Origin of the sequence: Sphingorhabdus sp., assembly GCF_044239665.1 — a bacterium.
Taxonomy (GTDB): domain Bacteria; phylum Pseudomonadota; class Alphaproteobacteria; order Sphingomonadales; family Sphingomonadaceae; genus Sphingorhabdus_B.
Window position 1 is genome coordinate 1 of sequence record NZ_JBIIBA010000004.1, and the last position, 23,858, is coordinate 23,858.

The 23,858-nt window shown below is 54.5% G+C and carries 27 protein-coding genes; 21 read left to right on the plus strand and 6 right to left on the minus strand.

Annotation, left to right across the window (positions count from 1 at the left end; all coding sequences use genetic code 11):
* Positions 1-29: 29 nt before the first annotated feature.
* The 15 genes from rpsH to rplQ all read left to right on the plus strand — a co-directional run bounded on the left by rpsH (position 30) and on the right by rplQ (position 9,932).
* Positions 30-425, plus strand: coding sequence for a 30S ribosomal protein S8 (gene rpsH / locus ACILP3_RS01890; protein WP_125229593.1), 396 nt, complete (start codon positions 30-32; stop codon positions 423-425).
* Positions 425-958 carry a 50S ribosomal protein L6 gene (rplF, locus tag ACILP3_RS01895; RefSeq protein WP_395614983.1) on the plus strand — a complete coding sequence of 178 codons (534 nt, stop codon included), beginning with the start codon at positions 425-427 and terminating at the stop codon, positions 956-958. The genes rpsH and rplF overlap by 1 nt, the downstream gene beginning before the upstream one ends.
* Positions 958-1,311: a 50S ribosomal protein L18 gene (gene rplR / locus ACILP3_RS01900; protein WP_395614984.1), complete on the plus strand. Its 354-nt coding sequence runs from the start codon at positions 958-960 to the stop codon at positions 1,309-1,311. Before rplF ends, rplR begins: the two co-directional genes overlap by 1 nt.
* The gene (gene rpsE / locus ACILP3_RS01905) at positions 1,311-2,012 is read left to right on the plus strand and encodes a 30S ribosomal protein S5 (RefSeq protein ID WP_395614985.1); all 702 of its coding nucleotides are present in this window, start codon (positions 1,311-1,313) and stop codon (positions 2,010-2,012) included. Before rplR ends, rpsE begins: the two co-directional genes overlap by 1 nt.
* A gap of 5 nt (positions 2,013-2,017) precedes the next feature.
* Positions 2,018-2,194, plus strand: a complete 177-nt coding sequence (gene rpmD, locus ACILP3_RS01910; protein WP_125229596.1) for a 50S ribosomal protein L30 — start codon at positions 2,018-2,020, stop codon at positions 2,192-2,194.
* A 39-nt stretch (positions 2,195-2,233) separates the two neighbouring features.
* Entirely contained in the window at positions 2,234-2,770 is a 537-nt protein-coding gene (gene rplO, locus ACILP3_RS01915) for a 50S ribosomal protein L15 (RefSeq protein WP_395614986.1), read from the plus strand.
* Positions 2,771-2,942: 172 nt separating this feature from the next.
* Positions 2,943-4,319 carry a preprotein translocase subunit SecY gene (gene secY, locus ACILP3_RS01920; protein WP_395614987.1) on the plus strand — a complete coding sequence of 459 codons (1,377 nt, stop codon included), beginning with the start codon at positions 2,943-2,945 and terminating at the stop codon, positions 4,317-4,319.
* 36 nt (positions 4,320-4,355) lie between these two features.
* Complete coding sequence (locus ACILP3_RS01925) at positions 4,356-5,000, plus strand: adenylate kinase (protein WP_395614988.1); 645 nt, start codon at positions 4,356-4,358, stop codon at positions 4,998-5,000.
* 118 nt (positions 5,001-5,118) lie between these two features.
* Positions 5,119-5,817 (plus strand): hypothetical protein, encoded by a 699-nt coding sequence (locus tag ACILP3_RS01930; RefSeq protein WP_395614989.1) that lies wholly within the window; start codon positions 5,119-5,121, stop codon positions 5,815-5,817.
* On the plus strand, positions 5,818-6,294 hold the full coding sequence (locus ACILP3_RS01935; protein ID WP_395614990.1) for an ATP-dependent zinc protease: 477 nt from the start codon (positions 5,818-5,820) through the stop codon (positions 6,292-6,294).
* Positions 6,291-7,196 (plus strand): 30S ribosomal protein S6--L-glutamate ligase, encoded by a 906-nt coding sequence (rimK, locus tag ACILP3_RS01940; protein WP_395614991.1) that lies wholly within the window; start codon positions 6,291-6,293, stop codon positions 7,194-7,196. Before ACILP3_RS01935 ends, rimK begins: the two co-directional genes overlap by 4 nt.
* Before the next feature lie 176 nt (positions 7,197-7,372).
* Positions 7,373-7,741, plus strand: a complete 369-nt coding sequence (gene rpsM / locus ACILP3_RS01945; RefSeq protein ID WP_125229603.1) for a 30S ribosomal protein S13 — start codon at positions 7,373-7,375, stop codon at positions 7,739-7,741.
* 57 nt (positions 7,742-7,798) lie between these two features.
* Positions 7,799-8,188, plus strand: a complete 390-nt coding sequence (rpsK, locus tag ACILP3_RS01950; protein ID WP_125229604.1) for a 30S ribosomal protein S11 — start codon at positions 7,799-7,801, stop codon at positions 8,186-8,188.
* Positions 8,189-8,288: 100 nt separating this feature from the next.
* Complete coding sequence (locus ACILP3_RS01955; RefSeq protein ID WP_295489958.1) at positions 8,289-9,350, plus strand: DNA-directed RNA polymerase subunit alpha; 1,062 nt, start codon at positions 8,289-8,291, stop codon at positions 9,348-9,350.
* Positions 9,351-9,518: 168 nt separating this feature from the next.
* Entirely contained in the window at positions 9,519-9,932 is a 414-nt protein-coding gene (gene rplQ, locus ACILP3_RS01960; protein WP_395614992.1) for a 50S ribosomal protein L17, read from the plus strand.
* A 65-nt stretch (positions 9,933-9,997) separates the two neighbouring features.
* On the opposite strand, the gene ACILP3_RS01965 is transcribed toward rplQ, so the two are convergent.
* Complete coding sequence (locus ACILP3_RS01965; RefSeq protein ID WP_395614993.1) at positions 9,998-10,558, minus strand: hypothetical protein; 561 nt, start codon at positions 10,556-10,558, stop codon at positions 9,998-10,000.
* 88 nt (positions 10,559-10,646) lie between these two features.
* Here ACILP3_RS01965 and ACILP3_RS01970 point away from each other — a divergent pair, with 88 nt between their 5' ends.
* From ACILP3_RS01970 to rarD, 4 genes are all read left to right on the plus strand, one after another.
* Positions 10,647-11,705, plus strand: a complete 1,059-nt coding sequence (locus ACILP3_RS01970) for a transcriptional regulator (RefSeq protein ID WP_395614994.1) — start codon at positions 10,647-10,649, stop codon at positions 11,703-11,705.
* Positions 11,706-11,816: 111 nt separating this feature from the next.
* Positions 11,817-13,973, plus strand: coding sequence for a prolyl oligopeptidase family protein (locus ACILP3_RS01975; RefSeq protein WP_395614995.1), 2,157 nt, complete (start codon positions 11,817-11,819; stop codon positions 13,971-13,973).
* A 157-nt stretch (positions 13,974-14,130) separates the two neighbouring features.
* The gene (locus tag ACILP3_RS01980) at positions 14,131-14,352 is read left to right on the plus strand and encodes a hypothetical protein (protein WP_395614996.1); all 222 of its coding nucleotides are present in this window, start codon (positions 14,131-14,133) and stop codon (positions 14,350-14,352) included.
* A gap of 29 nt (positions 14,353-14,381) precedes the next feature.
* Positions 14,382-15,278, plus strand: a complete 897-nt coding sequence (gene rarD / locus ACILP3_RS01985) for an EamA family transporter RarD (RefSeq protein WP_395614997.1) — start codon at positions 14,382-14,384, stop codon at positions 15,276-15,278.
* Between the two features lie 9 nt (positions 15,279-15,287).
* Here the strand turns inward: rarD and pyrC are convergent, their stop codons facing one another.
* Positions 15,288-16,331 carry a dihydroorotase gene (gene pyrC / locus ACILP3_RS01990; protein ID WP_395614998.1) on the minus strand — a complete coding sequence of 348 codons (1,044 nt, stop codon included), beginning with the start codon at positions 16,329-16,331 and terminating at the stop codon, positions 15,288-15,290.
* A 38-nt stretch (positions 16,332-16,369) separates the two neighbouring features.
* Here pyrC and ACILP3_RS01995 point away from each other — a divergent pair, with 38 nt between their 5' ends.
* Positions 16,370-17,092, plus strand: coding sequence for a YgfZ/GcvT domain-containing protein (locus ACILP3_RS01995; protein WP_395614999.1), 723 nt, complete (start codon positions 16,370-16,372; stop codon positions 17,090-17,092).
* On the opposite strand, the gene ACILP3_RS02000 is transcribed toward ACILP3_RS01995, so the two are convergent.
* Positions 17,085-17,474 carry a septal ring lytic transglycosylase RlpA family protein gene (locus tag ACILP3_RS02000; protein ID WP_395615000.1) on the minus strand — a complete coding sequence of 130 codons (390 nt, stop codon included), beginning with the start codon at positions 17,472-17,474 and terminating at the stop codon, positions 17,085-17,087. The two genes, ACILP3_RS01995 and ACILP3_RS02000, sit on opposite strands and share 8 nt — an antisense overlap.
* Before the next feature lie 107 nt (positions 17,475-17,581).
* The gene (gene gyrB, locus ACILP3_RS02005) at positions 17,582-20,158 is read right to left on the minus strand and encodes a DNA topoisomerase (ATP-hydrolyzing) subunit B (RefSeq protein ID WP_395615001.1); all 2,577 of its coding nucleotides are present in this window, start codon (positions 20,156-20,158) and stop codon (positions 17,582-17,584) included.
* A gap of 193 nt (positions 20,159-20,351) precedes the next feature.
* On the opposite strand from gyrB, the gene ACILP3_RS02010 reads away from it, so the two are divergent.
* On the plus strand, positions 20,352-21,908 hold the full coding sequence (locus ACILP3_RS02010) for an AMP-binding protein (RefSeq protein WP_395615002.1): 1,557 nt from the start codon (positions 20,352-20,354) through the stop codon (positions 21,906-21,908).
* Between the two features lie 535 nt (positions 21,909-22,443).
* Here ACILP3_RS02010 and coaD read toward each other — a convergent pair.
* Together coaD and ACILP3_RS02020 are read right to left on the minus strand one after the other, a co-directional pair.
* Positions 22,444-22,953, minus strand: coding sequence for a pantetheine-phosphate adenylyltransferase (gene coaD, locus ACILP3_RS02015; RefSeq protein ID WP_395615003.1), 510 nt, complete (start codon positions 22,951-22,953; stop codon positions 22,444-22,446).
* Complete coding sequence (locus tag ACILP3_RS02020; RefSeq protein WP_395615004.1) at positions 22,954-23,853, minus strand: polyprenyl synthetase family protein; 900 nt, start codon at positions 23,851-23,853, stop codon at positions 22,954-22,956.
* Positions 23,854-23,858 lie beyond the last annotated feature (5 nt).

Here is a 23,858-nt window from a genome sequence, read left to right on the forward strand (position 1 = left end):
ACGAAGTCGAGCTGGTAAGGATAAGATAGATGGCAATGACCGATCCTTTGGGTGATATGCTCACCCGTATCCGCAACGGCCAGCGGGCGAAGAAAGACTCTGTAGTCTCGCCAGCGTCCAGCCTGCGTACCCGCGTTCTCGATGTGTTGCAGCGTGAAGGCTATATTCGTGGTTACAGCGAAGAAGCCTTGGGTGCACATAAGGGCATTCGCATCGAACTGAAATATTTCGAAGGCGCGCCTGCTATCCAGCATGTCGCCCGTGTTTCAAAGCCAGGTCGCCGCGTATATTCAGGAAGCCAAGAGCTTCCCGTTATCCGCAACGGCCTTGGTATCACCATCGTTTCGACGCCCAAGGGCGTTCTGTCGGACGCCGAAGCGCGTGCACAGAATGTCGGCGGCGAAATCCTGGCGGAGGTATTCTAATGAGCCGCATTGGTAAGAAACCTGTTCCCATCCCAGCCGGTGTTACCGCCAGCATGGAAGCGGGCACGCTTTCGGTCAAAGGACCGAAGGGCGAATTGAAAATGCCAATGAGCGACCTGATCTCGTACGAGATGCAGGCCGATGGCCTCTTGGTGAAGCCTGCTAATGGCAGCAAGGCAGCCCGCGCGTTTTGGGGTATGCAGCGTACGTTGGTACAGAACCTCGTAACGGGTGTGACCGAAGGCTTTACGAAAGTCCTCGAAATCACCGGCGTTGGTTATCGTGCCAACAGCCAAGGTAAGATGCTGAAGCTGCAACTTGGCTACAGCCATGATGTTGACTTTGCGATCCCTGAGGGCATTGAAATCAAGACACCTGATAACACTACGGTGGAAATTTCAGGTATCGACAAGCAGAAGGTTGGGCAGGTTGCTGCTGAAATCCGCCGTTGGAGGAAGCCAGAGCCTTATAAGGGCAAGGGCATCAAGTACCGCGGCGAGTATATCTTCCGCAAGGAAGGGAAAAAGAAATAATGGCAAAATTGTCTCTCTTTGCACGTCGCCGTCAGCGCGTTCGCTCCAAGTTGCGGGCGCAAGTAGCTGGACGTCCGCGTCTTTCCGTACACCGCACTGGTCGTCATATTTACGCGCAAGTCATTGACGATTCGAAGGGCGCGACGCTTGCGTCTGCCTCAACGCTCGACAAGGACGTGAAGGCGAAGAACGGTTCGACAACTCAAGCTGCCGCCGATGTTGGTAAGCGGGTTGCCGAAGCTGCCAAGAAGGCTGGCATTTCCAGCGTGGTATTTGATCGTGGCGGGTTCCTGTTCCACGGTCGCGTCAAAGCGCTTGCTGATGCAGCGCGCGAAGGCGGATTGGAGTTTTAATGATGGCTGAAAACACTGAAAGCACCGCAGCTGTGACTGACGGCGCAGCCCCTGAAGCAGCCGAAGGCCAGCGTCGTGGACGCGGCGGTCGCGGTGGCGGCGACAATCGTGGCGGCAATAGCGGCGGTGGCCGTGGTCGTAACAATGATCGTCGTCCTGCACAGGAAGAAGATGATGGCACGATTGAAAAGCTCGTACACATCAATCGTGTTTCGAAAACTGTTAAAGGCGGTAAGCGCTTTGGTTTTGCAGCACTCGTCGTCGTTGGCGATGGTCAAGGCCGCGTAGGTTTTGGACATGGCAAGGCGCGCGAAGTGCCAGAGGCCATTAACAAGGCGACGGCTGCTGCCAAGAAATCGATGATCCGCGTTGCATTGAAAGATGGCCGGACATTGCACCATGACGGCAAGGGGCATTTCGGCGCTGGCAAGGTAACATTGCGTTCGGCACCTGCAGGTACCGGCATTATCGCCGGTGGCCCAATGCGTGCTGTCTTCGAAAGCCTTGGCGTTGCGGACGTTGTGACCAAGTCGGTCGGTACGTCGAACCCATATAACATGATCCGTGCTACTTTTGCGGCCTTGTCTGAACAGACCAGCCCCAAGTCGGTAGCGCAACGTCGCGGCAAAAAAATCGCCGACCTTCTTGGTCGCGGTGGCAGCAAAACTGCTGAAGCCGACGCAGAAGCTATTGCGGAGTAATCAATATGGCGAAGATTAAGATTAAACAGACCGGTTCGCCGATCCGCCGTCCCGCTTCGCAGCGCGCAACTTTGAAAGGCCTTGGCCTTGACAAGATGAACCGCGTTGTCGAAATCGAAGATACTGCCGAAGTGCGTGGAATGATCCGCACAGTTCGTCACATGGTCCAAATTCAGGACTAACAACATTAGCGCGAATTAAAGCGAAAGCGAGTGCACGACATGAAATTGAATGATATTAAAGATAACGAAGGCGCACGCCATCGTCGTATGCGCGTTGGCCGGGGTATCGGTTCAGGCAAGGGCAAAACCTCAGGCCGCGGCCAAAAGGGTCAGACCAGCCGTTCAGGTGTTTCGATCAACGGATTTGAAGGCGGCCAGATGCCACTTCACATGCGTATTCCAAAGCGCGGCTTTAACAATATCTTCGCCAAGGACCATGCAGAAGTAAATCTTGGCATGATTCAGAAGTTCATCGACGCCAAGAAAATCGACATTAAGGCTGTCGTTGACCATGCCGCATTGAAAGCAGCTGGCCTCGCACGCGGTGGCAAGGATGGCGTTCGTCTGCTCGCAAAGGGTCAATTGACCGCTAAGGTAAACTTCTCGGTTGCCGGCGCTTCAAAGGCAGCGATTGAAGCTGTTGAAAAGGCGGGCGGCAAGGTTGATGTTTTGACTAAGGTTTCGGCTTCGGAAAAGGCAGCTGCAAAGAAATCTTCGGTTAAGAACGCCGCTAAAGAAGCTGCGGCTAAGAAATAAGACTAAGGCGACGACTTCGCTCTTGTCATGCCAGCCCCGCTTCCCGATATGGGTTGGCGGGGTTTGACATTTCTGGGGACCGTCCGCACAAAGTCAGGCGTAATTTTTGGGATTAAACCGATGCGCACGCAAATTGCGTTCGGCGTCAATCCGGAACCAAGGAACGAATATCATGGCATCTAGGGCCGACCAAATGGCCTCGAACCTCAATCTATCGAAGTTCGGGCAGGCAACAGAGCTGAAGAACCGCATTTGGTTCACCATAGGCGCGCTTATCATATTCCGTTTATTAAGTTTTGTGCCATTGCCTGGCGTCGACCCGGTCGCCCAAGCGGCGCTTTACGCCAATAACGCAGCAGGCGGCGTTCTCGATATTTTTAACACCTTCTCGGGTGGTAGCCTTGAGCGGATGAGCCTCATTGCGCTTGGCGTTATGCCTTATATCACCGCGTCGATTGTGGTGCAGCTTGCTGCATCCCTGTCGCCTACGCTTGCCGCGATCAAGAAAGAAGGCGAGAGTGGGCGTAAGAAGCTGAACCAATATACGCGTTATGGCACAGTGTTCCTGACCGCAGTGCAGGGCTATTTCCTAGCCGCGGGTCTCGAAAGCCTAGCGGCCGCGAATGGCATTGGCGCTGTGGTCGAACCGGGCCTGATGTTCCGCATTGTCGCCACCATCAGCCTTATCGGCGGTACCATGTTCCTCATGTGGCTGGGTGAACAAATCACGTCGCGGGGTATCGGGAACGGTATTTCGCTTATCATCATGGCGGGTATCGTCGCGCAAATGCCGCGTTTATTCGCGCAATTGCTGGAAGGCGGCCGTACAGGTTCGATCAGCGGATTTGTCATCATAGGCTTTATCGCGATGTTCATCGCACTCACGCTGCTGATCTGCTTTATGGAGCGTGGCCAGCGCCGAGTGCTTATTCAATATCCCAAGCGCGCAACACAGCGTGGGATGATGCAGGCGGACCGCAGTCACCTGCCTCTGAAAATCAATACAGCCGGCGTTATCCCCCCTATCTTCGCGTCGTCGCTGCTGCTTTTGCCGATCACGATCACGCAATTGGGCGGGAACAATGTGGCGGGCGAAAGCGCCATGGGTGACTTCGTGATTTCGCTGAACCAATATCTTGCCCATGGGCAGCCAGTATATTTGGCGCTCTACGGTCTTGGCATTGTCTTTTTCTGCTTTTTCTACACAGCGGTGGTGTTTAACCCGGAAGAAACGTCAGAGAATCTGAAAAAGGCCGGTGGCTTCATCCCAGGGATTCGCCCTGGTAAAAACACCGAATCCTATCTGGATTATGTGCTCACGCGGATAACCGTGCTTGGCGCAGCCTATCTAACATTGGTTTGTTTGCTGCCGGATTATGTGATGGCACAGACAGGGCAGCAGCAATTCTTTGCGATTGGTGGAACCAGCCTGCTTATTCTGGTGAATGTCACCATCGACACGATCTCGCAGATCCAGAGCCATTTGCTCGCACACCAATATGGTGACCTGCTGAAAAAGGCGAAGCTGAAAGGTGGACGCGCCCGCTAAACGGTGCGACATCGAGACGAATCGGGGAAACGTTTCATGAATATCATCCTTTTGGGGCCTCCAGGTGCAGGCAAGGGTACACAGGCGGCCTTTCTTGTCGAGAAATACGGCATGGTCCAATTGTCGACCGGCGACATCCTTCGCGCAGCGGTCAAGGCCGGCTCTGATGTCGGCAAAATGGCCGATGAAATCATGAAAGCCGGGAAATTGTTTCCCGACGAGTTGATGGCGGAAATCCTTGGCGAACATATGGATGCCATACCCGCCGATAAGGGTCTCATCTTTGACGGATACCCGCGCACTGCGCCGCAAGTAGCGTTATTGGATGGTTTGCTTTCGGCGCGTAATCGCACACTTGACCATGTTGTTGAACTCGTCGTTGACGAAGACGCCTTGGTGGAGCGCGTGGTTGGCCGCTACACCTGCGCGAATTGTGGCGATGGCTATCATGACATATTCAAGCAACCTGTCGTTGCCGGCACCTGCGACAAATGTGGTGCGCATGAATTCAAGCGCCGGCCCGATGACAATGAAGAAACAGTGCGGACCCGCATGGCGGAATATCGCGCAAAGACCGAGCCGATTTTACCTCTGTACGAGGCTCGTGGCCTAGTCAGCCGTGTTGATGGCATGGCAGCGATTGAGCATGTGACCGACGCCATTGACGCAATCATCGGCTGACGCCATCCTCTCTACATAAGCAGAGGCCCAGTCGCTCACGCAGTACAGCCGGAATTGGCAATTCTGCATAGAATGAACGACGCTTTTATTTCCGTAGAATCGAGGCTAGACCTTTGTCATGAAAAGCGCCTTCTTTCCTGCCGCCCTTCTCGCCGCAATATCCTCTCCAGCCTTTGCTGAAGTTAAAGCGGCATCAGATACAGGCTTCAACTCGGTTCATATTGCGACCGTGAAAGCGACACCTGAGGAAATCTGGACACGTCTGCTGACGCCGAAGGATTATTGGAACAAGGCGCATAGTTGGTCGGGTTCGACCGCCGGATTTTACATCGATGCGCAGGCCAATGGATGCTTTTGTGAGCTGTTTCAGGAGGCTGATGTAAATGGTAAGCTGAATACCGTCGGTAGCGTTGAGCATATGCGTGTTTTATTCGCGCACCCGGGCAAAGTCTTACGCATGCAAGGGGCGCTCGGCCCGCTTCAGTCCGAGGCCGTGATCGGCACGCTTACCGTTGCCATGGAGCCTACCAAGGACAAGGCCGGAACGCGCGTTAGCTTTTCCTATGTAGTGGGCGGTTACATGCGTTACACAGTAGCGGAAATTGCACCTGCCGTTGACAAGGTGCTTGGCGAGCAATTTAAAAACATGCTCTTGCCTTTCGCGCCCGCAGAGACGGTCTTACCGAAAATCGATGGTTTCAAACTCGATATTGAAACGATTGAGGAAGCAGCTGCTGACGCACCGACTGAAGTCAGCACTGCAAAGCCAGCTGCAGATGCTTCCGCAGGCGCGCCACCTCAAACGGAACCAAATTAGTTGTCGACGAAGGCACGCAGCGCGAATTCCAGCAACAAAATCGAAATAGGCTGGTGCGAGATGGTTGATGTGCCAAGTCTTGGCCTGTTACAAGTGCATGCCAAAATGGACACCGGCGCTGCGACATCTTCCATTCATGCAACGCGGATCAAGCCCATTTCGCGCGACGGCAAACCCTATGTCGAATTCTGGTTCCGGCTGAATGCAGGTGAAAAACCTAAGCGTTATGAAGCCCCCATCATTGACCGCCGCATCGTGCGATCATCCAACGGTGAACGGCAAGACCGTTATGTCATCTCGGCGCAATTTTGCTTTGGTAAGCGATGTTGGAACGGTCAGCTCACCTTGGCGAACCGGCGGACAATGGCATTTCCTTTGCTAATTGGTCGGCGGGCGTTACGGCGCGGCTTTCTCGTGAACAGCGGGCGACGGTGGGTGTTGGGTAAACCCGCCAATCAAGAAAGCACAGGCATATGAAAATCGCGATGCTGGCAAGGAACGCCAACCTGTATTCTCACCAACGTCTTGTTGAGGCTGCGCAAGCGCGCGGCCACGAGATAGACATCTTAAACACCTTACGGGTGACCATGAATATCACCTCACATCGTCCCGAAGCTTATTATCAGGGGACGAAGCTTGGCAAATATGACGCGGTTATTCCGCGTATCGGTGCGTCCATTACCTTTTACGGCCTCGCCGTTTTGCGCCAGTTTGAAATGATGAATGTGTGGTCGCTGAATGAAAGTGTTGCCATTGGCCGTTCGCGGGACAAGCTCCGGTCGTTGCAGATTTTGGCGCGCAAGGGACTTGGCCTGCCTGTGACCGCCTTTGCCCATGACCCGCGCCAGACCGACGAAGTGATCCAGATGGTGGGCGGGGCACCCGTCGTCATCAAATTGCTTGAAGGCACGCAAGGCATCGGTGTTGTGTTAGGCGAGACTGAAAAATCGGCGCGTTCGGTTATCGAGGCGTTTCGCGGTGCTAACGTCAACATCCTGGTTCAGGAATTCATCAAAGAGGCAAATGCGACCGATATTCGGTGCTTTGTCATCGGCAACAAGGTTGTCGCCTCCATGCAGCGTCAGGGCGCAGAGGGCGATTTCCGGTCAAATCTGCATCGCGGCGGTACGGCTTCATCGATCAAAATTACGCCTGAGGAGCGGTCAACCGCCGTGCGTGCCGCGCGCGCCATGGGATTAAATGTCGCTGGCGTTGATATGCTGCGGTCCAATCATGGCCCAGTGATCATGGAAGTGAATAGCTCGCCGGGGCTCGAGGGCATTGAAAAAGCCAGTGGTAAGGATATTGCGGGTAAGATCATCGAGTTCATCGAAGAAAATGCCAGCGATGGCAAAACCAAGACCAAAGGCAAGGGATAGCGCGCCTCTAGCCTTGACAGTCGGCGCGACTCACCGTAAGGCGCGGGTAATTCCGAACATCTGGTGCAGCCAGCAGCGCGTTTATGCGTCCGCTGGTTTTGTGCGTTTCGGGATATCATCAGCGTTGAGATAGGGTTTGTCCTTTCGGGGGCACCTGTGGAGCAGGAGTAAATAAATTGGCACGTATTGCCGGAGTTAACATTCCAACCAACAAGCGCGTGATCATTGCGCTTACCTACATTCACGGTATCGGCCGCACTAAAGCCGTCGAAATCGCGACTAAGCTGGGAATTGATCATAGCCGTCGTGTGCAGGATCTTTCGGACGCCGAAGTTCTGCAAATCCGCGAAACTATCGATGCGGGCTACACCGTAGAAGGCGATCTTCGCCGCAACACATCGATGAACATCAAGCGTTTGATGGATCTCGCCTGCTACCGTGGCCTTCGTCACCGTAAGGGTCTTCCAGTCCGTGGCCAGCGTACGCATACCAATGCGCGCACCCGTAAGGGCAAGTCCAAGGCAATCGCGGGCAAGAAGAAGTAATCATTGGCTTTCGCCTGATTATTTTTTCTTCGCATTTTCGAATAGGATACACATTATATGGCACGCGAACCACAACGCATTAAAAAGCGGGAGCGTAAAAATATTTCGGCAGGCGTCGCGCACGTCAATGCCAGTTTCAACAACACCATGATCACGATCACTGATGCCCAAGGCAACGCGATCAGCTGGTCTTCAGCTGGAACCATGGGTTTCAAGGGTAGCCGCAAGTCGACGCCTTATGCAGCGCAGGTTGCCGCAGAAGATGCTGGCAAGAAAGCTGCTGAACATGGCGTTCGTACTTTGGAAGTCGAAGTTAAGGGCCCTGGTTCGGGTCGTGAATCCGCGCTGCGCGCTTTGCAGGCGGTCGGTTTCACCATCACCTCGATCCGCGACGTGACCTCGATCCCGCATAATGGCGTGCGTCCTTCGAAGCGTCGGCGCGTCTAAGCATTTGTTTCAGGGGCGGCTGTTCAGTCGTTCCTTCTTTTACCCGCAACCCGGCACGGTGCACCAAACTGCCGGTTTTGCAAAACCCAAGGGGAAATCCATGTCCGTCAATATCAAGAACTGGCAGGAACTGAAAAAGCCCAACGCACTTGAACTCAAGTCAGGTAGCGATGCGAAGCGTAAGGCTGTATTTGTTGCCGAGCCGCTTGAGCGTGGCTTTGGCTTGACGCTCGGTAATGCGCTGCGTCGCGTATTGCTCTCATCGTTGCAGGGCGCAGCGATTACGTCGATCAAGATCGAGAATGTGTTGCATGAATTCTCGTCGCTCGCTGGCGTGCGCGAAGATGTTACTGACATCGTACTAAACATTAAGCAGGTCGCGTTGAAGATGGAGGGCGAAGGTCCAAAGCGTCTTCAACTTTCGGCCACTGGCCCAGGCGCTGTAACCGCTGGCGACATTGCCGTGTCGGGCGACATCCAAGTGATGAACCCTGACCTCGTCATCTGCCATTTGGACGATGGTGCGACGTTGAACATGGAAATCACTGCCGACAGCGGCAAGGGCTATGTTCCTGCGGTTGCCAATCGCCCTGCGGATGCGCCAATCGGCCTTATCCCGGTCGACAGCCTGTATTCACCCGTACGTCAGGTTGCGTACAAGGTTGATAATGCCCGCATCGGTCAAGAATTGGATTATGACAAGCTTTCGCTGACGATCGAAACCGACGGTACTGTAACTCCAGAAGACGCCGTGGCTTATGCTGCACGTATCCTTCAGGATCAGTTGCAGGTATTCGTACATTTCGAAGATTCAATGGCTGCATCTTCGCCGATGATCGGCATGGCTGCACCTTCGGCTTCTTCCGAAGAGTCGGATGCGAACCAACTCAACCGTTATCTTCTCAAGAAGGTCGACGAGTTGGAATTGTCGGTACGCAGCGCAAACTGCCTCAAGAACGACAACATCATCTACATTGGCGACCTCGTTCAAAAGAGCGAAGCCGAAATGTTGCGTACGCCTAATTTCGGTCGCAAGTCGCTGAACGAAATCAAGGAAGTATTGTCGTCGATGGGCTTGCGCCTGGGCATGGACATTCCTGGATGGCCGCCAGAAAACATCGAAGAAATGGCCAAGAAGCTCGAACAAGAGCTGCTTGGTTAAGAATATCTGGGCCGAAGCAGTGCTTTGGCCCAACCTACAGGGAAATGGCCGCCCTTAAACGGCCAGGATCGGGGTACCTGATACGGCCCCCCTACGAACGACCGATCCCTTCAGGGAAAGTGGGAACCGGTTTCCCGCCCGGAAGGGTCGGCAAGAAAGGAATATAATATGCGCCATAAAGTTGGCCACCGTAAGCTGCAGCGTACCACGTCGCACCGCACCGCGATGCTTCGCAACATGGCGGCGTCGCTGATTAAGCATGAACAAATCAAGACGACTTTGCCAAAGGCGAAGGAACTGCGTCCTTATATCGAAAAGCTGATCACGCTTGCGAAAAAGGGTGGCCTGTCCAACCGTCGCCTTGCGATGAGCCGTTTGATGGACGACACGCAGTTGGTGAAATTGTTCGACGAACTGGCGACACGCTATGCCGACCGTAGCGGTGGTTATAGCCGCGTTGTTAAGGCTGGCTTCCGTGGTTCGGACGCCGCGCCAATGGGCGTCATTGAGCTTGTTGACCGCAATGTTGATGCCAAGGGCCAGGACAGCGGTCCAGTCGAAGTGTTGGACGACAGCGAGTAAACGCGTCGCACCTGAGAAATTCAAAAGGGCGGTATCCGGAAAGGATGCCGCCCTTTTTGTTGGCCTTAAGCGTTGGCGTTCCGGCTTTGACGCGCGCACCAGAATAACAAGCTTGCGATAAACCATGTCACCGAGAGCATGATCGTAAACCTCCCGCCGTGCATATCAGTCCCCAATATCCCGGCAAAGGTGCCAATGCCGATTTGTAATGTGCCGGCCAGGAACATGGCTGGGGCCAAGATGCTGGCGCGAAAACGTGCGGCGAGGCTGCCCGCAATGGCAATAAACAGAACCGCGCCGAACCACAGATTCACGGGGTTGTCTTCATTACCAATCATACCAACGGCTAAATTGGCCCAAACGATCATGAACCCGGCGAGGACTGCGCACATCGCCCCGATACGGAAATACCAATTGGATGATAAGCGTACGGCAAGTTCGATGAGGCCGCCGACGATTCCAAAGATGATCGTTGCGACAATGAAGTCTGTTTCGTCCCAATCGACTTCGTTGGTGAACTGCATCGCGACCAAAGGCGCGAGGATAAGCGCAATGGCGCTGCTCCAGCCAATGACGCGCCAGGGATTCAGACGTCGGCGCTGAGCTTGTTCGCTGGTGATATTCATAACATTGCCCTTTTCGATAAATGGAGGCTATGCATTTAGGGCTAAACGACATTGCAAGCATGAGCAGGATATGAGCATTTGGTGAAAAATGAAGTCAGATAGCTTTCGCTTTGGGCCTTTCACGCTTGATGTAGAAAGCAGGCTGCTGACCCGAAATGGCGTGGTTTTGGAAGTCTCCAGCCGCTATTTTGACGCGCTGGTATTGCTTGTGCGGAACGCTGGTGGTCTCGTGCCCAAGGATCAATTCATGGATGATGTCTGGCGCGGCGTGGCAGTTACAGATGAGGCGCTGACGCAATGCATCAGAAGCTTGCGCCGCGTCTTGCAAGATGACGCCACGCGGCCCAGCTTTATCGAAACAGTGCCAAAGCATGGCTATCGGTTCATAGCGGCTGTCAATGTCGGTGATGCGGTGCCAGTGGCAGGGGTACCTTTGGCAAACGCATCAAAGCTGGATTGGCGGACATTTTGGGCCTTGGGCGGAGCTGGCATCGTGGGCGGTGGCATCGCTGGGCTGCTTGGAGGCATCTTCTACGGATTTGCTGGCGGGGCACAGGGCATGGGCGGCGCGTCCATAGTCTTGGTACTCACCGCGCTGGCTGTGCTCATCGCGTTAATTGGTGCTGCTGGCGTCAGCTTTGGGATGGCGGCGGCCGGTCTGTGCTACCCCCGCAATAGCACGTCAATCATAATGGGCGGCGCGGCGGGTGGATTCCTCGTAGGCGGGGTTGTGAAGCTACTTGGGCTCGATGCGTTTAATCTGCTGCTTGGGCAGTCGCCAACCCACATTACTGGCGCGCTTGAGGGAGCCGTTTTAGGGACTGCTGTGGGGCTTGGATTATATGCGGCCCGTCAAATATCATCCACCCACAACTTGTCACGTAGAATGCTTCCAGCGGCGGCTGTGGGGGCGGTCGCTGGCGCAGCGATTCCTGCTGCTGGTGGACAATTGCTTGGTGGCAGTTTGCATGCGTTGGCCGAGATGCTTCCGCAATCACAACTGCGGCTCGATGAGATCGGAGCATTGTTTGGCGAGGATGGCTTTGGACGGATTAGCCAGATGGCAACTGGCGGTCTTGAGGGGATGTTATTCGCCGCCTGCATGACCGGCGGGATTTTGTTGGCGCAGGGTCAACTCGCCGAATGATTTCGACAAAAATGCGAAATAAACCTGCGGGCGTCGCAGAAGATGGTTGGTGTTCATTCACGCAAGTTATAGTCGTGAAATATAGTATCCGAGAGTTGGGGAAATGAATTTATGCGAAGTGTATTTTTGCTTGGGGCTGCGGTCATGATGACGCCAATTTCTTCAGTGGCTATAGCCAAGGGCGCGGCAACCGCCGACGTCACGGCCGAGCTGACTTATCCCAAGACCAAGACCGTCAATGTCGTCGATGAACAATTCGGCGTGAAGGTGGCTGACCCCTATCGCTGGCTTGAGGATGATGTCCGCGTGAATGCCGAAGTCGCCAATTGGGTAAAATCACAAAACGCCGTCACGGACGCTTATCTGGAAACTTTGCCGGGCAAAAAAATCCTTGCCGACCGGATGAAGAAGCTGTTCGATTATGAACGCTTTGGCTTGCCTGAAAAGGCCGGTGGCTATTATTTCTTTAACAAAAATGACGGGCTCCAAAACCAGTCGGTTTTATATGTGCGTAAAGGCCTAACAGGCGCTGACCGCGTGTTGCTCGACCCGAATGGCTGGGCAAAGGATGGCGCGACGGCGCTGGATAGCTGGGTGCCTTCGCAAGATGGCAAGCTGCTCGCTTATGCGATTCAGGATGGTGGTTCCGACTGGCGCACGATTAAGGTGCTCGATACCAGGACTGGCAAAGTTTTGGCCGATGAAATCAAATGGGCCAAATTTACCAACATAAGCTGGGTCGGCAATGAAGGTTTTCTCTATTCCCGTTTCGCCGAACCACAAGAAGGCGCCGCCTTTCAACAACTGAATTATAACCAAACGATTTACTATCACAAAATCGGCACGCCACAGTCGGAAGACAAAGCGATTTATGCCACGCCTGATAATCCCGAATATGGGCATAGCGCGCAGGTGACGCATGATGGCAAATGGGCGGTGATTACCACCTCGTCCGGCACAGATGAGAAATATGAGCTGCACATCATGCCTCTGGGCAAAAACCCGACTTGGAAGGCGCAGCCTTTGGTAAAGGGTCTCGAGCATGACTGGGGCCTAATCGAAGGCATGGGCAATAAATTGTGGTTCACCACCAACAAGGATGCGCCAAAGCTGAAGGTGGTGAGCGTAGATCTTGGGGCGAAGACGCCCGCGTTTACCGACGTTATTCCGGAGCGTGCAGAAACGCTGTCGCGGGCGCAAATTGTCGGCAATCGTATGATTCTGTCGTACATCAAGGACGCCAAATCGATGGCATTGATGACGGACCTTGCAGGGCAGCCTGTTCAGGAAATCCAGCTCAACGCGATTGGCACTGCCAGCGGTTTTTCGGGCACACCGGGCGACGCAGAGACATTTTATGGTTTCTCCAGCTTTAATCAGCCGGGCGCCGTCTACCGATTTGACAGCAACAGCGGGGCATCGATGCCATTTGCGGAGCCGAAGTTGAGCTTCAACCCGCAAGACTTCAACGTCAGCCAAGTGTTTTACCCGTCAAAGGACGGCACGAAGATTCCGATGTTCATCGTCCATAAGAAGGACCTTGATCTGTCCCACGGCGCGCCGACATTGTTATACTCTTATGGTGGGTTCAACATTTCGCAGACGCCCACTTACTCGGCAACGCGAATGGCATGGCTTCAGTCCGGCGGCGTGTTTGCGCTTGCGAATATCCGCGGTGGCGGCGAATATGGCAAGCCATGGCATGATGCAGGCCGCCTGATGAACAAGCAGAATGTCTTTGACGATTTTGCAGCGGCTGCGGAATATCTGATTGCCAGTGGCATTTCGGCCAAGGGCAAAATTGCCATCGAAGGCCGCTCGAACGGCGGCTTGTTGATCGGCGCATCGCTGAACCAGCGGCCTGATCTATTTGCAGCGGGACATGCGGCCGTGGGCGTGATGGACATGGTTCGCTTTGACCGGTTTACCGCAGGTCGTTACTGGGTCGACGATTATGGCTATCCGAATAAGGAGGCCGATTTCAAAATGCAGATGACATACTCGCCCTATCACAATATCAAATCTGGATTGGAATATCCTGCTGTCATTGTGTCGACCGCTGACACGGATGACCGCGTGGTCCCAGGCCATAGCTTTAAATATATCGCCGCCCTTCAAGCCGCGGAAACCGGAAGCAAACCGAAAATCATCCGTATTGAAAGCCGTGCGGGTCACGGATCGGGCAAACCAACCGACAAGGTGATCGACGAATATTCGGATATTTACGCATTCCTGGCAAAGTGGACGGGTCTTACATTGACCCAGTGATTGTTCATAAAAATGTCGGTTTAGATGAACGGATGCTGGTGGGTCAATCCAGCATCCGGTCAAGCCGAATTGGCTAGGCCTTAGCCCCAAGGCGCTTGTCATTTTTTGCCACATCGCTTTACTTGCCACCCCGCCTAAAACCCGCCACAGTCTGTATATGGCAAATGTGATCGCATTCCTTCTGGGCCTCATTGCCCTTATTCTGGCTTTCATCGGGTTCATTCCGTTTCTGGGATGGCTGAACTGGTTCATCATTTTGATCGCCGGCGCTGGTGCGTTGTTCGGGTTTATCTCCGAGAAAAATGGCGGCCGTAATTTCTGTCTGGTGGTTATGGCTATTTGCGCCCTTCGCCTCTGGATTGGCGGCGGGATTATCTGACCCTCAATTGAGGGCGGGGGCTTTAAAATATGGCAGATGATAAACAAACCGAGCAGGCCAGCGGCCTGCCTTATGCCATATCGGCCTATCTGATCTGGGGCTTCGTGCCTGTATATTTTAAGCTTTTGAGCCATGTGCCGCCAATAGCCATCGTGGCGCAGCGGATCTTATGGTCAATCCCCTTGCTGCTGGTCATCATGGCGTTTCGTAAGCAGTTGCACGAATATGGCGCGATTTTCCGGCATAAGGCGCACTTACGAAACCTGCTCGCTTCCGCGACGTTGATTGCGATCAATTGGCTCATTTATATTTGGGCGGTGTCTACCGATCACATATTGGCCGCTAGCCTTGGCTATTATCTTAATCCCTTGGTGAATGTACTTCTCGGGCGGCTTTTTCTAGGTGAGCGGCTTCGTCCGCTGCAAATGGTCGCTGTCGCGGTTGCCGCCATTGGCGTGGCGATTCTTATCGGCGATGCGCTCGACACATTATGGGTCTCGGTATCCTTGGCCCTCAGCTTTGGCTTATACGGTCTCATCCGCAAGATAACGCCGGTTGGCTCTGTACCGGGCCTTGCCATTGAAACGACGTTGCTTGCACCCTTATCGCTCGGCGCGGTGCTGTGGTATGCGCAGGCGGGCACGGGCGGGTTCGGGGATGATCTCACCACCTCTGGGCTGCTGATCCTTGCAGGTGCGGTGACCGCTATCCCGCTGCTCATGTTCGCAACGGCGGCGCGGCGGATGAGTTATGCCAGCCTCGGCTTCGTGCAATATATCGCGCCGTCAATTGCATTTTTATTGGGCGTCTATGCCTATGGCGAACCGTTGAGCACGACTAAGCTGGCGTGCTTTATCCTGATCTGGGCCAGCATTGCGATATTCTGCGCAGATGCGATCAAAACCTATAGGGCCGCCAAGGCCTAAGCCTTGACCCTAAGCCCGATACCGCCAGCGTAAAGTTTCACCTGCGTGAAAGGGCACGACCGAAACGCCATCCAACGCAAGCAACTGGGGAACCGGTGTGTCCATACGCTCCAGCGTCACGCGGTCTTCATTTAGCGGCAGCCGGTAAAAATGCGGGCCGTTTTCTGAGGCGAAGGCCTCAAGCTTGTCCAAAGCGCCCTCTTCTTCAAAAACCGCAGCATAGCTTTCCATTGCAAATGGCGCGTTAAATATCCCGGCGCAGCCGCAGGCGCTTTCCTTGGCGGATTTGTCATGCGGCGCGCTGTCGGTGCCAAGGAAATATTTGGCGCTGCCCGATGTCGCGGCCTTGCGCAGCGCAAGCCGGTGCACTTCACGTTTGGCCACGGGCAGGCAATAAGCATGCGGGCGGATGCCACCTTCGAACATGGCGTTGCGATTAATGTGCAAATGCTGCGGAGTGATTGTGGCGGCGATGTTGTCGCTGGCATCGTCAACAAAGGCGACTGCATCTGCCGTGGTGATATGTTCAAAAACGACGCGCAGGTCTGGCAAATCGTGCACCAGCTTTGACAGAGTGCGTTCGATGAACACTGCTTCCCGGTCGAATATGTCGACATGTGAATCGGTAACTTCGCCATGAATGAGCAACGGCATGCCGATGCGCGCCATATGTTCAAGCGCGGGCATGATGTTGGCGATGTTGGTCACGCCATGGGCGCTTCCGGTCGTTGCATGGGCGGGGTATAATTTCGCTGCGGTAAATACGCCCTCGGTAAAGCCTCGCGCCAGTTCTTCGCCGCTCGACGTGTCGGTCAGATAGGCCGTTATCAAAGGCGTAAAGCTTATCCCTTGCGGCACAGCTGCCAATATACGATCGCGATAGGCTGCGCCTGCTTCCACCGTTGTTATCGGCGGCGACAGATTGGGCATGACAATAGCACGCGCGAATTGCGCTGCCGTATAGGGCACAACGCTGCGCATCACTGCATTATCGCGCAAATGGACGTGCCAGTCGTCGGGACGGCGGATGGAAAGAATCATCTGGTCGGTCATGACTTTCTTTTAAGCATCTGAACCCCTATCTGTCACCTATGCGAAACACCCGTCTATTTGACCGTCATGTCGTCCGTTTGTCTTCCACCGAAACCGGTGAGGATGTGCGGCAATTCCTGCAAGGGCTGGTAACGCAGGATACTGCAGCTGTGATGCCCTCATGGGCTGGCCTGCTGAGCCCGCAGGGCAAGGCGTTGTTCGAATTTCTGTTATGGTCAGATGGCGATGATGTGCTCATCGATTGTGAGAGCATGCAGGCAGAGGCTCTCGTTCGGCGGTTGTCAATCTACCGGTTGCGGCGCAAGATTTCGATTGCGATTGATCCGACCCGCGCGGTTTTTTGGAATGCAGACGGTAGCGGTGATCCGCGTCATCCGGATATGGGTGAAAGGTGGCTTGGAACGCCTGCGGATGATGATGCGGACGTCAGCGCAGAATATCGCGCGCATCGGCTGGCCTTGGGTATCACCGAAGGTGTGGCGGAGCTTGGAAGCGAGCAAACCTTATGGTTGGAGACGAATGCCGTGGAGTTAAACGGTGTGTCTTTTTCAAAGGGATGTTATGTCGGTCAGGAAAATACGGCGCGCATGAACTGGCGGCAAAAGGTCAACCGGCGACTGGTGGTCGTCCCGTTGGAACAGGCCGACCTTAGCCGACAGCGGTGCGCATATCCTGAACTTGGCCTATCGGTGGAGTTACGCCGTGTCGAGGATATGAACGCGCTCAATCTGCCCGAATGGCAGCGCGCTGCGATTATTTAGGGTCAGGACTATTTAAATCCAGCAGCTCAAGCTTCACTTTGGCAGTGCCAGTGCGGTGCATGCCAAGTTGCTTGGCTGCGGCGTAGGACACATCCACAATGCGTGATTTGCCCCAAGGGCCACGGTCGTTGATACGGACAACGACTTCCTGACCATTGGCCAAGTTTGTAACGGCAACGCGGCTGCCGAATGCCAAGGTGCGGTGGGCGGCTGTCATGGCACTAGGGTCAAAGCGTTCGCCGCTTGCCGTGCGGCGTCCACCCAGTTCGACGCCATAATAGCTGGCTATGCCAGTGCCGATTTCGACACGATTGTCGCTGGCCTGCGCCAAGACCGGCAATGCCAGCAATGCCATCATGAAAATACGGTGTCTGTGCATCATGCCTCCCCCATAAGGGAAGGCACATATACAAGCCATTTCAATATTCGAACGGGCAAGCGCTATGCTGCCCCAAGTTTGCGGTCATCCGAAAACTTAAAATCCTGACCCTAAACATCCAGATTGGCGACATTGAGGGCGTTTTCTACGATGAAATCGCGCCGTGGTTCAACGACTTCACCCATCAGCTTGGTGAAAATGTCGTCTGCGAGGTCGGCCTGATCAATCTCCACGCGCAGCAGCGAACGGTGATTAGGGTCAAGCGTGGTTTCCCACAATTGTTCGGCATTCATTTCGCCAAGACCCTTGTACCGCGAAATCGACAGTCCCTTGCGGCCGGCAATCAATATCGCCTCCAGCAATTCGGACGGGCGCGTAATTGCGCCCTTGTTACCGACGCTCACCGCTGTGGTTGCCCGTTTGGCTTGATCGCCAACCGCGTCGGGTGCATCCTCATCGCTCTCCACCTCGTCAATCGCCTCGGCAGCAGCAGCGGAAACTTTAACGAGCCGCGCCGGGGTTTCATAGCTTGCGGTCTCTTCGCTCGCCAACTTGTGCAGTTTACGGGCTTCTGCGGACATCAGGAATGCGGCCTCAATGATGTGATGATCGGTCACCCCGCGCCAGAGGCGTTCGAAATGATAGCCGCCATCTTCGGACACGCGGCCGGACCATTTGCCCTCCACATCTTGCGCGGCCATCCAAGCAGCCGCCTTGGCAACGGCGGCGGTGCGATCGGTAGCCTCGGGGTCCAGCGCGCTCGTGAGCGCCATAGCCTCGACAATCGTTGGGTCATAACGGCGCGGGACAAAGGCCATCAGGCTGCGCATACGGCGTGCATGGTCAACCAAAGCGCCTAAGTCTGCACCAGCGCGTTGCCCGCCTGCACCCTCCAATACAACGCCATTAAGGCCAAGCTCGGCCAAATGATCGTCCAATGCCTTGTCGTCTTTCACATAGATTTCGCTGCGGCCCTTCGCGACCTTGTACAAAGGTGGCTGCGCAATGAAGAGATGCCCATTTTCGATGATTTCGGGCATCTGGCGGTAGAAGAATGTGAGCAACAATGTCCGAATGTGCGAACCGTCAACGTCAGCGTCCGTCATGATTACGATCTTGTGATAACGCAATTTTTCAATGTTGAAATCTTCGCGACCAATGCCAGTGCCCATCGCCTGAATCAGCGTGCCGACTTCTTTGGACGACAGCATCCGGTCAAAGCGTGCGCGTTCCACGTTCAGGATTTTACCCTTTAGCGGCAAAATCGCCTGATAATGGCGATCGCGGCCTTGCTTGGCCGATCCGCCTGCCGAGTCACCCTCGACCAGGAAAAGTTCGGATTTGGCGGGGTCTTTTTCTTGGCAGTCGGCAAGTTTGCCGGGCAGGGACGCAACGCTCATCACCGATTTGCGGCTGGCCTCACGGGCTTTTCGCGCGGCCTCGCGGGCCGCGGCGGCGTCGATGACCTTTTGAATGACGGTACGCGCATGGCCGGGATTTTCTTCTAACCACTCGCTCATCCGGTCTGCCATCAGGCTTTCCAGCGGCTGACGCACTTCGGAAGAGACCAGCTTGTCCTTCGTTTGTGACGAGAATTTTGGATCAGGCAGCTTAACCGACACAATAGCAGTCAGCCCTTCACGCATGTCATCGCCGGTAAGCGTGACTTTCTCTTTCTTTAACACGCCCGATTTTTCGGCATAGTTGTTCAACGTGCGCGTGAGCGCCGAGCGGAACGCTGCCAAATGGGTGCCGCCGTCACGTTGCGGAATGTTATTGGTGAAGCACAATACGTTTTCGTAGTAGCTGTCGTTCCACTCCAACGCGACGTCAATACCAATGCCGTCGCGGTTGGATGTGATCGTGATGGGGTCGGCTAGCAATGCCGCTTTGTTGCGATCCAGATACTTTACGAATGCGCCAATACCGCCTTCATAATAAAGATCATGTTCTTTGACATCCGAATGCCGCTTGTCGCGCAGCAATATGCGAACACCCGAGTTCAAGAACGCCAGTTCGCGGTAGCGATGTTCAAGCTTATCAAAGTCAAATTCCAGCACGTTTTTGAACGTGTTTGTGGACGCCATGAAGGTTACGCGGGTGCCCTTTTTGGGCTTGCCATCGACCACTGGCGCGTCACCGCGGACAATCAAGGGGCCTACGGCATCGCCATGCTCAAAACGCATCCAATGCTCTTTACCCTCACGCCAGATGGTGAGTTCCAGAAACTCGGACAGCGCGTTCACCACCGACACACCAACGCCGTGTAATCCGCCGGAAACTTTATAAGCATTATCGTCGGACGTATTCTCGAACTTGCCGCCAGCGTGCAGCTGAGTCATGATGACCTCAGCTGCCGAAACGCCCTCTTCCTTGTGCATGCCGGTTGGAATGCCGCGGCCATTATCTTCAACAGAAACCGAACCATCGGGGTTCAGTTCGATCAGTACAAGGTCGCAATGCCCCGCCAACGCCTCGTCGATGGCATTGTCGGAAACTTCAAACACCATGTGATGCAGGCCGCTACCGTCATCCGTGTCGCCGATATACATACCAGGGCGCTTGCGCACCGCATCGAGGCCCTTCAGAACCTTGATGCTGTCGGCACCATATTCATTCTGATTGGGGTTGGCTGCGCTGTCCGCAGAAGGATTAAATTGCGGGGTTTCCGTTGTTTCTTCAGTCATCCGCGCACTGTAGGCCCAAAGCCTAAGAAGCCCAAGGAAAAGCGGCCTAAAGTCGCCGTTTTTCCACAGTCTTTTGTGGTTGGCGATAACGGAAATTTTAACCCCAGCATCGGTGTCAAAAATTAGGCAATGAAACTTTTGTATATGGCGCTAAGTCTGCAGAGCAACCGGCGAACGGGAGAGTGGATTTTACATGCTTATCGATACCGAATTAGAAAAATCATTTGGTGATTTCGGCGCGCTCATTGGTGCTTGGGGCGAAGAAAAGCCTGATGCGCGTGCGCTTGCCGATAGCAGCTCTGAACTGTCGTGGTGCGAAGTTGCGCACGCAACAGGGCGCATAGCCGCACAGCTACAGCGCGACGGGCTAAAGCGGGGTCAGGCGGTTGCCATATTGGGGACCAGCAATATTAACTATGCGTTGACGTATCTTGCCGTTGTGCGCGCAGGGGGCTGCGCTGCTCCATTGACCACTTCTGCAACGCCCGCGCAGTTGGCCGCGATGTTCAAAGATTCCGGCGCTATGCATCTGTTCGTCGATGCCGCGAAACTGGCTGATCTTGAAGGGGTCGTACTGGGCGATGTCAAAATCATCATGCTCGACAACGCCGTTGGCGACCATCCGGCGCTGACCGACTGGATGGCAGAGGAAGGTGCAAGTTTTGACGCGCCGCCGCCCGCCGCGACTGATCCGTTCAACATCATTTATTCGAGTGGCACCACGGGAACACCCAAGGGCATTATCCATTCGCACGGAATGCGTTGGCACCAGATGGCAGGTGGTTTCAAGTCAATTTACAACCGCGACACGCGGTCGTTGGTCTCGACGCCATTATATTCGAACACGACATTGGCGGTATTTCTGCCAACTATTTGTCATGGTGGTTTTGTCCGGATCATGGAGAAATTTGATGCGCTGGCCTATCTTGACCATGCGCAGATTGATCAGACCACGCACACCATGCTCGTGCCAGTGCAATATCAACGGCTCATGGCACATGCCGAATTTGATCGGTACGATCTCAGCAGCTTCATTGTCAAATTCTGTACCAGCGCGCCTTTTGCTGCGGAGTTGAAGGCTGATGTGCTTCAGCGTTGGCCGGGCGGCCTTGTCGAGATTTACGGTATGACCGAAGGGGGTGTTGTGTGCATGCTTCAAGCGCATCACCATCCCAACAAACTGCATACCGTGGGGCAGCCCGTCACGGGCCATGAACTGATCGTATTGGACGAGGACGACAATCGCCTCCCCGTCGGTTCCAAAGGCGTGCTTACTGGCCGTTCGCCTACCATGATGTCCGGTTACAAAAACCAACCAGAAAAAACACGCGAGATGGAGTGGCGTGACGAGGATGCCAATGTCTGGCTGAAAACCGGCGACATTGGCATTGTCGATGAAGATGGCTTTGTATCCATCGTGGGCCGCGCAAAGGATATGATCATATCCGGCGGCTTCAACATTTACCCAAAAGACCTTGAAGAATTGTTGGAAGCGCAGCCCGAAGTGGCCGAAGCTGCCGTGGTTGGCATGCCTTCAGACGCTTGGGGTGAAACGCCCGTTGGCTTTGTGCGGTTGACGGACGCGGCAGCATCGACTGAATCCATTCTTACGCGTGTGAACGGGCAGCTTGGCAAGACGCAGCGGATTTCGGTGCTTTACACCATTGACGAAATGCCGCGCAGCCATATTGGCAAATTGCTGAAAACCGACTTGCGCGCCTTGGCGGCAGAGAAGCAAAATGGACGGTAAATTCGGCCCTGATCTTGCCGCCGTCATTTCTGTTCTGCAGACGGGAATTCCGGTGACAGGTGCGTCATCCCCGAAATAGGGGTTTATCCAACTCCCTCACCCGTCACCCTGAACTTGTTTAAGGGTCTTACTTTTTCAACCTCCGAGAATTAAGATCCTGAAACAAGTTCAGGATGACGAAAGAGTGGCCAATTACCGTGACAATTGCGATAACCCCTAAATAGGTTTCGCTTGCAATGTAGGATTTGTTTTGAGATTCTGTGCGTTAATCCCGCATTTGTTGCGCGACTGGCTCTTTGAACCTGTTGAACCCCACTCCGGCTTTCGGACCCGGTAAGCCAACCTCGAAAAGTGGCGGTAAGTTTACAGAAATACCGCCTTTTGCGTATATGTTTGTAAACTTAGAACCCCGATGACATCTGCGTCATCCCCGAAATTATCGCTTCTCTGGTTTTCGTAAGGCAGGTTATATGGCACGTCTTCCGCTTATGGTCCTGACCCTAAGGAACGCAAGCGACGCAAGCTGATTTAACGCTTAACCGCCTTTTTTGCCTAACTTTTGCACGCGTGCAACGACTTCGTCGCGAATATTGGGGGTCACAAACTTCCCGATTTCGCCGCCGTAAATCGCAATTTCCTTCACCAGCCGCGAGGCAATGGGTTGTAGCGACACATCGGCCATTAAAAACAGCGTTTCGACGCGATCGTTCAACTGGCGGTTCATGCCCGTGAGTTGATATTCATATTCGAAATCCGTGACGCCGCGAATGCCGCGAATGACGGTGCTTGCGCCCTGCGCTTCGGCAAAATCCATCAGCAATGAGTTGAACCCGACAACGCGAATATGCGCCGAACCTATGCTGGCAACTTCGCGCTCGACCATGGCAATCCGCTCATCATCCGAAAACATCGGGGATTTGGCCGCGTTCGTGGTTACGCCGATGATCAATTCATCCACCAATTTTGCACCGCGCCGGATGATGTCCATATGGCCTAAGGTGATTGGGTCAAATGTGCCGGGATATACGCCAATCCGGTGTGTCATTTAGCGATCCCTTTCGGTGATGTAATTTGCAATGGCGCGCAAAAGATCAGCTTCGGCACCATAAGTCGACAGATGGTTATTGGCCTGCTGCACAAGCATGTCCGCCTGCTGCTTGGCGCGTTCGAGGCCCATGAGAGATACAAAGGTGCCTTTATTGGCCGCCGCGTCTTTTTGAAGCGCCTTACCTGCTAGTTCAGGATCACCTTCAACATCCATGATGTCATCGGCAATCTGAAAGGCGAGGCCAATGTCCCGGGCATATCCCCGCAAATGCGTTCGGCCTTCCGCTGGGATATGCCCTAATATCGCGCCCATTTCGACGCTGGCGGCAATCAGAGCACCCGTCTTCAGCGCTTGCAGGCGCATGACGGTTTGCAAATCAACAACGGATTTCTCGGCCTCTATATCCATCATCTGCCCGCCAGCCATGCCTTCCGGGCCGCTTGCTAAAGCCAGTGTTGATACCAGTTCGCCGCGTACGAAAGGATCGCCATGCGTTTGTGGGCTCGCCAGTATCTCGAATGCCAAAGCATGGAGAGAATCGCCCGCCAGAACCGCCGTCGCGTCATCGAACGCGCGGTGCACGGTCGGCTTGCCACGGCGCATGTCGTCGTCATCCATGCAGGGCAAGTCGTCATGCACCAAGGAGTACACATGAATAGCTTCGACAGCCGTGCCAACGCGCAAAGCCACTGCGCGGTCCACATGGAACAAAGCCGCGGTCGCAGTCACAAGCAACGGCCGGAGGCGCTTGCCGCCGCCAATCGCGGCATGGCGCATAGCGGCATATAGCCGGTCCCGCGCGTCGCCGGGTAGCGTCAGAAGCGCATCAAATTCGCGATCAATGTCCGCCGCAATTTGCGCGAGTGAGTCGTGTAACAATGATGGTTCGGCAGCCATAATGT

Coding starts and splice junctions, on each gene's coding strand:
- rpsH (WP_125229593.1), top strand. CDS start 30: ATGGCAATGACCGATCCTTTGGGTGATATGCTCACCCGTATCCGCAAC.
- rplF (WP_395614983.1), top strand. CDS start 425: ATGAGCCGCATTGGTAAGAAACCTGTTCCCATCCCAGCCGGTGTTACC.
- rplR (WP_395614984.1), top strand. CDS start 958: ATGGCAAAATTGTCTCTCTTTGCACGTCGCCGTCAGCGCGTTCGCTCC.
- rpsE (WP_395614985.1), top strand. CDS start 1,311: ATGATGGCTGAAAACACTGAAAGCACCGCAGCTGTGACTGACGGCGCA.
- rpmD (WP_125229596.1), top strand. CDS start 2,018: ATGGCGAAGATTAAGATTAAACAGACCGGTTCGCCGATCCGCCGTCCC.
- rplO (WP_395614986.1), top strand. CDS start 2,234: ATGAAATTGAATGATATTAAAGATAACGAAGGCGCACGCCATCGTCGT.
- secY (WP_395614987.1), top strand. CDS start 2,943: ATGGCATCTAGGGCCGACCAAATGGCCTCGAACCTCAATCTATCGAAG.
- ACILP3_RS01925 (WP_395614988.1), top strand. CDS start 4,356: ATGAATATCATCCTTTTGGGGCCTCCAGGTGCAGGCAAGGGTACACAG.
- ACILP3_RS01930 (WP_395614989.1), top strand. CDS start 5,119: ATGAAAAGCGCCTTCTTTCCTGCCGCCCTTCTCGCCGCAATATCCTCT.
- rimK (WP_395614991.1), top strand. CDS start 6,291: ATGAAAATCGCGATGCTGGCAAGGAACGCCAACCTGTATTCTCACCAA.
- rpsK (WP_125229604.1), top strand. CDS start 7,799: ATGGCACGCGAACCACAACGCATTAAAAAGCGGGAGCGTAAAAATATT.
- ACILP3_RS01955 (WP_295489958.1), top strand. CDS start 8,289: ATGTCCGTCAATATCAAGAACTGGCAGGAACTGAAAAAGCCCAACGCA.
- rplQ (WP_395614992.1), top strand. CDS start 9,519: ATGCGCCATAAAGTTGGCCACCGTAAGCTGCAGCGTACCACGTCGCAC.
- ACILP3_RS01965 (WP_395614993.1), bottom strand. CDS start 10,558: ATGAATATCACCAGCGAACAAGCTCAGCGCCGACGTCTGAATCCCTGG.
- ACILP3_RS01970 (WP_395614994.1), top strand. CDS start 10,647: ATGAAGTCAGATAGCTTTCGCTTTGGGCCTTTCACGCTTGATGTAGAA.
- ACILP3_RS01975 (WP_395614995.1), top strand. CDS start 11,817: ATGCGAAGTGTATTTTTGCTTGGGGCTGCGGTCATGATGACGCCAATT.
- ACILP3_RS01980 (WP_395614996.1), top strand. CDS start 14,131: ATGGCAAATGTGATCGCATTCCTTCTGGGCCTCATTGCCCTTATTCTG.
- rarD (WP_395614997.1), top strand. CDS start 14,382: ATGGCAGATGATAAACAAACCGAGCAGGCCAGCGGCCTGCCTTATGCC.
- pyrC (WP_395614998.1), bottom strand. CDS start 16,331: ATGACCGACCAGATGATTCTTTCCATCCGCCGTCCCGACGACTGGCAC.
- ACILP3_RS01995 (WP_395614999.1), top strand. CDS start 16,370: ATGCGAAACACCCGTCTATTTGACCGTCATGTCGTCCGTTTGTCTTCC.
- ACILP3_RS02000 (WP_395615000.1), bottom strand. CDS start 17,474: ATGATGCACAGACACCGTATTTTCATGATGGCATTGCTGGCATTGCCG.
- gyrB (WP_395615001.1), bottom strand. CDS start 20,158: ATGACTGAAGAAACAACGGAAACCCCGCAATTTAATCCTTCTGCGGAC.
- ACILP3_RS02010 (WP_395615002.1), top strand. CDS start 20,352: ATGCTTATCGATACCGAATTAGAAAAATCATTTGGTGATTTCGGCGCG.
- coaD (WP_395615003.1), bottom strand. CDS start 22,953: ATGACACACCGGATTGGCGTATATCCCGGCACATTTGACCCAATCACC.
- ACILP3_RS02020 (WP_395615004.1), bottom strand. CDS start 23,853: ATGGCTGCCGAACCATCATTGTTACACGACTCACTCGCGCAAATTGCG.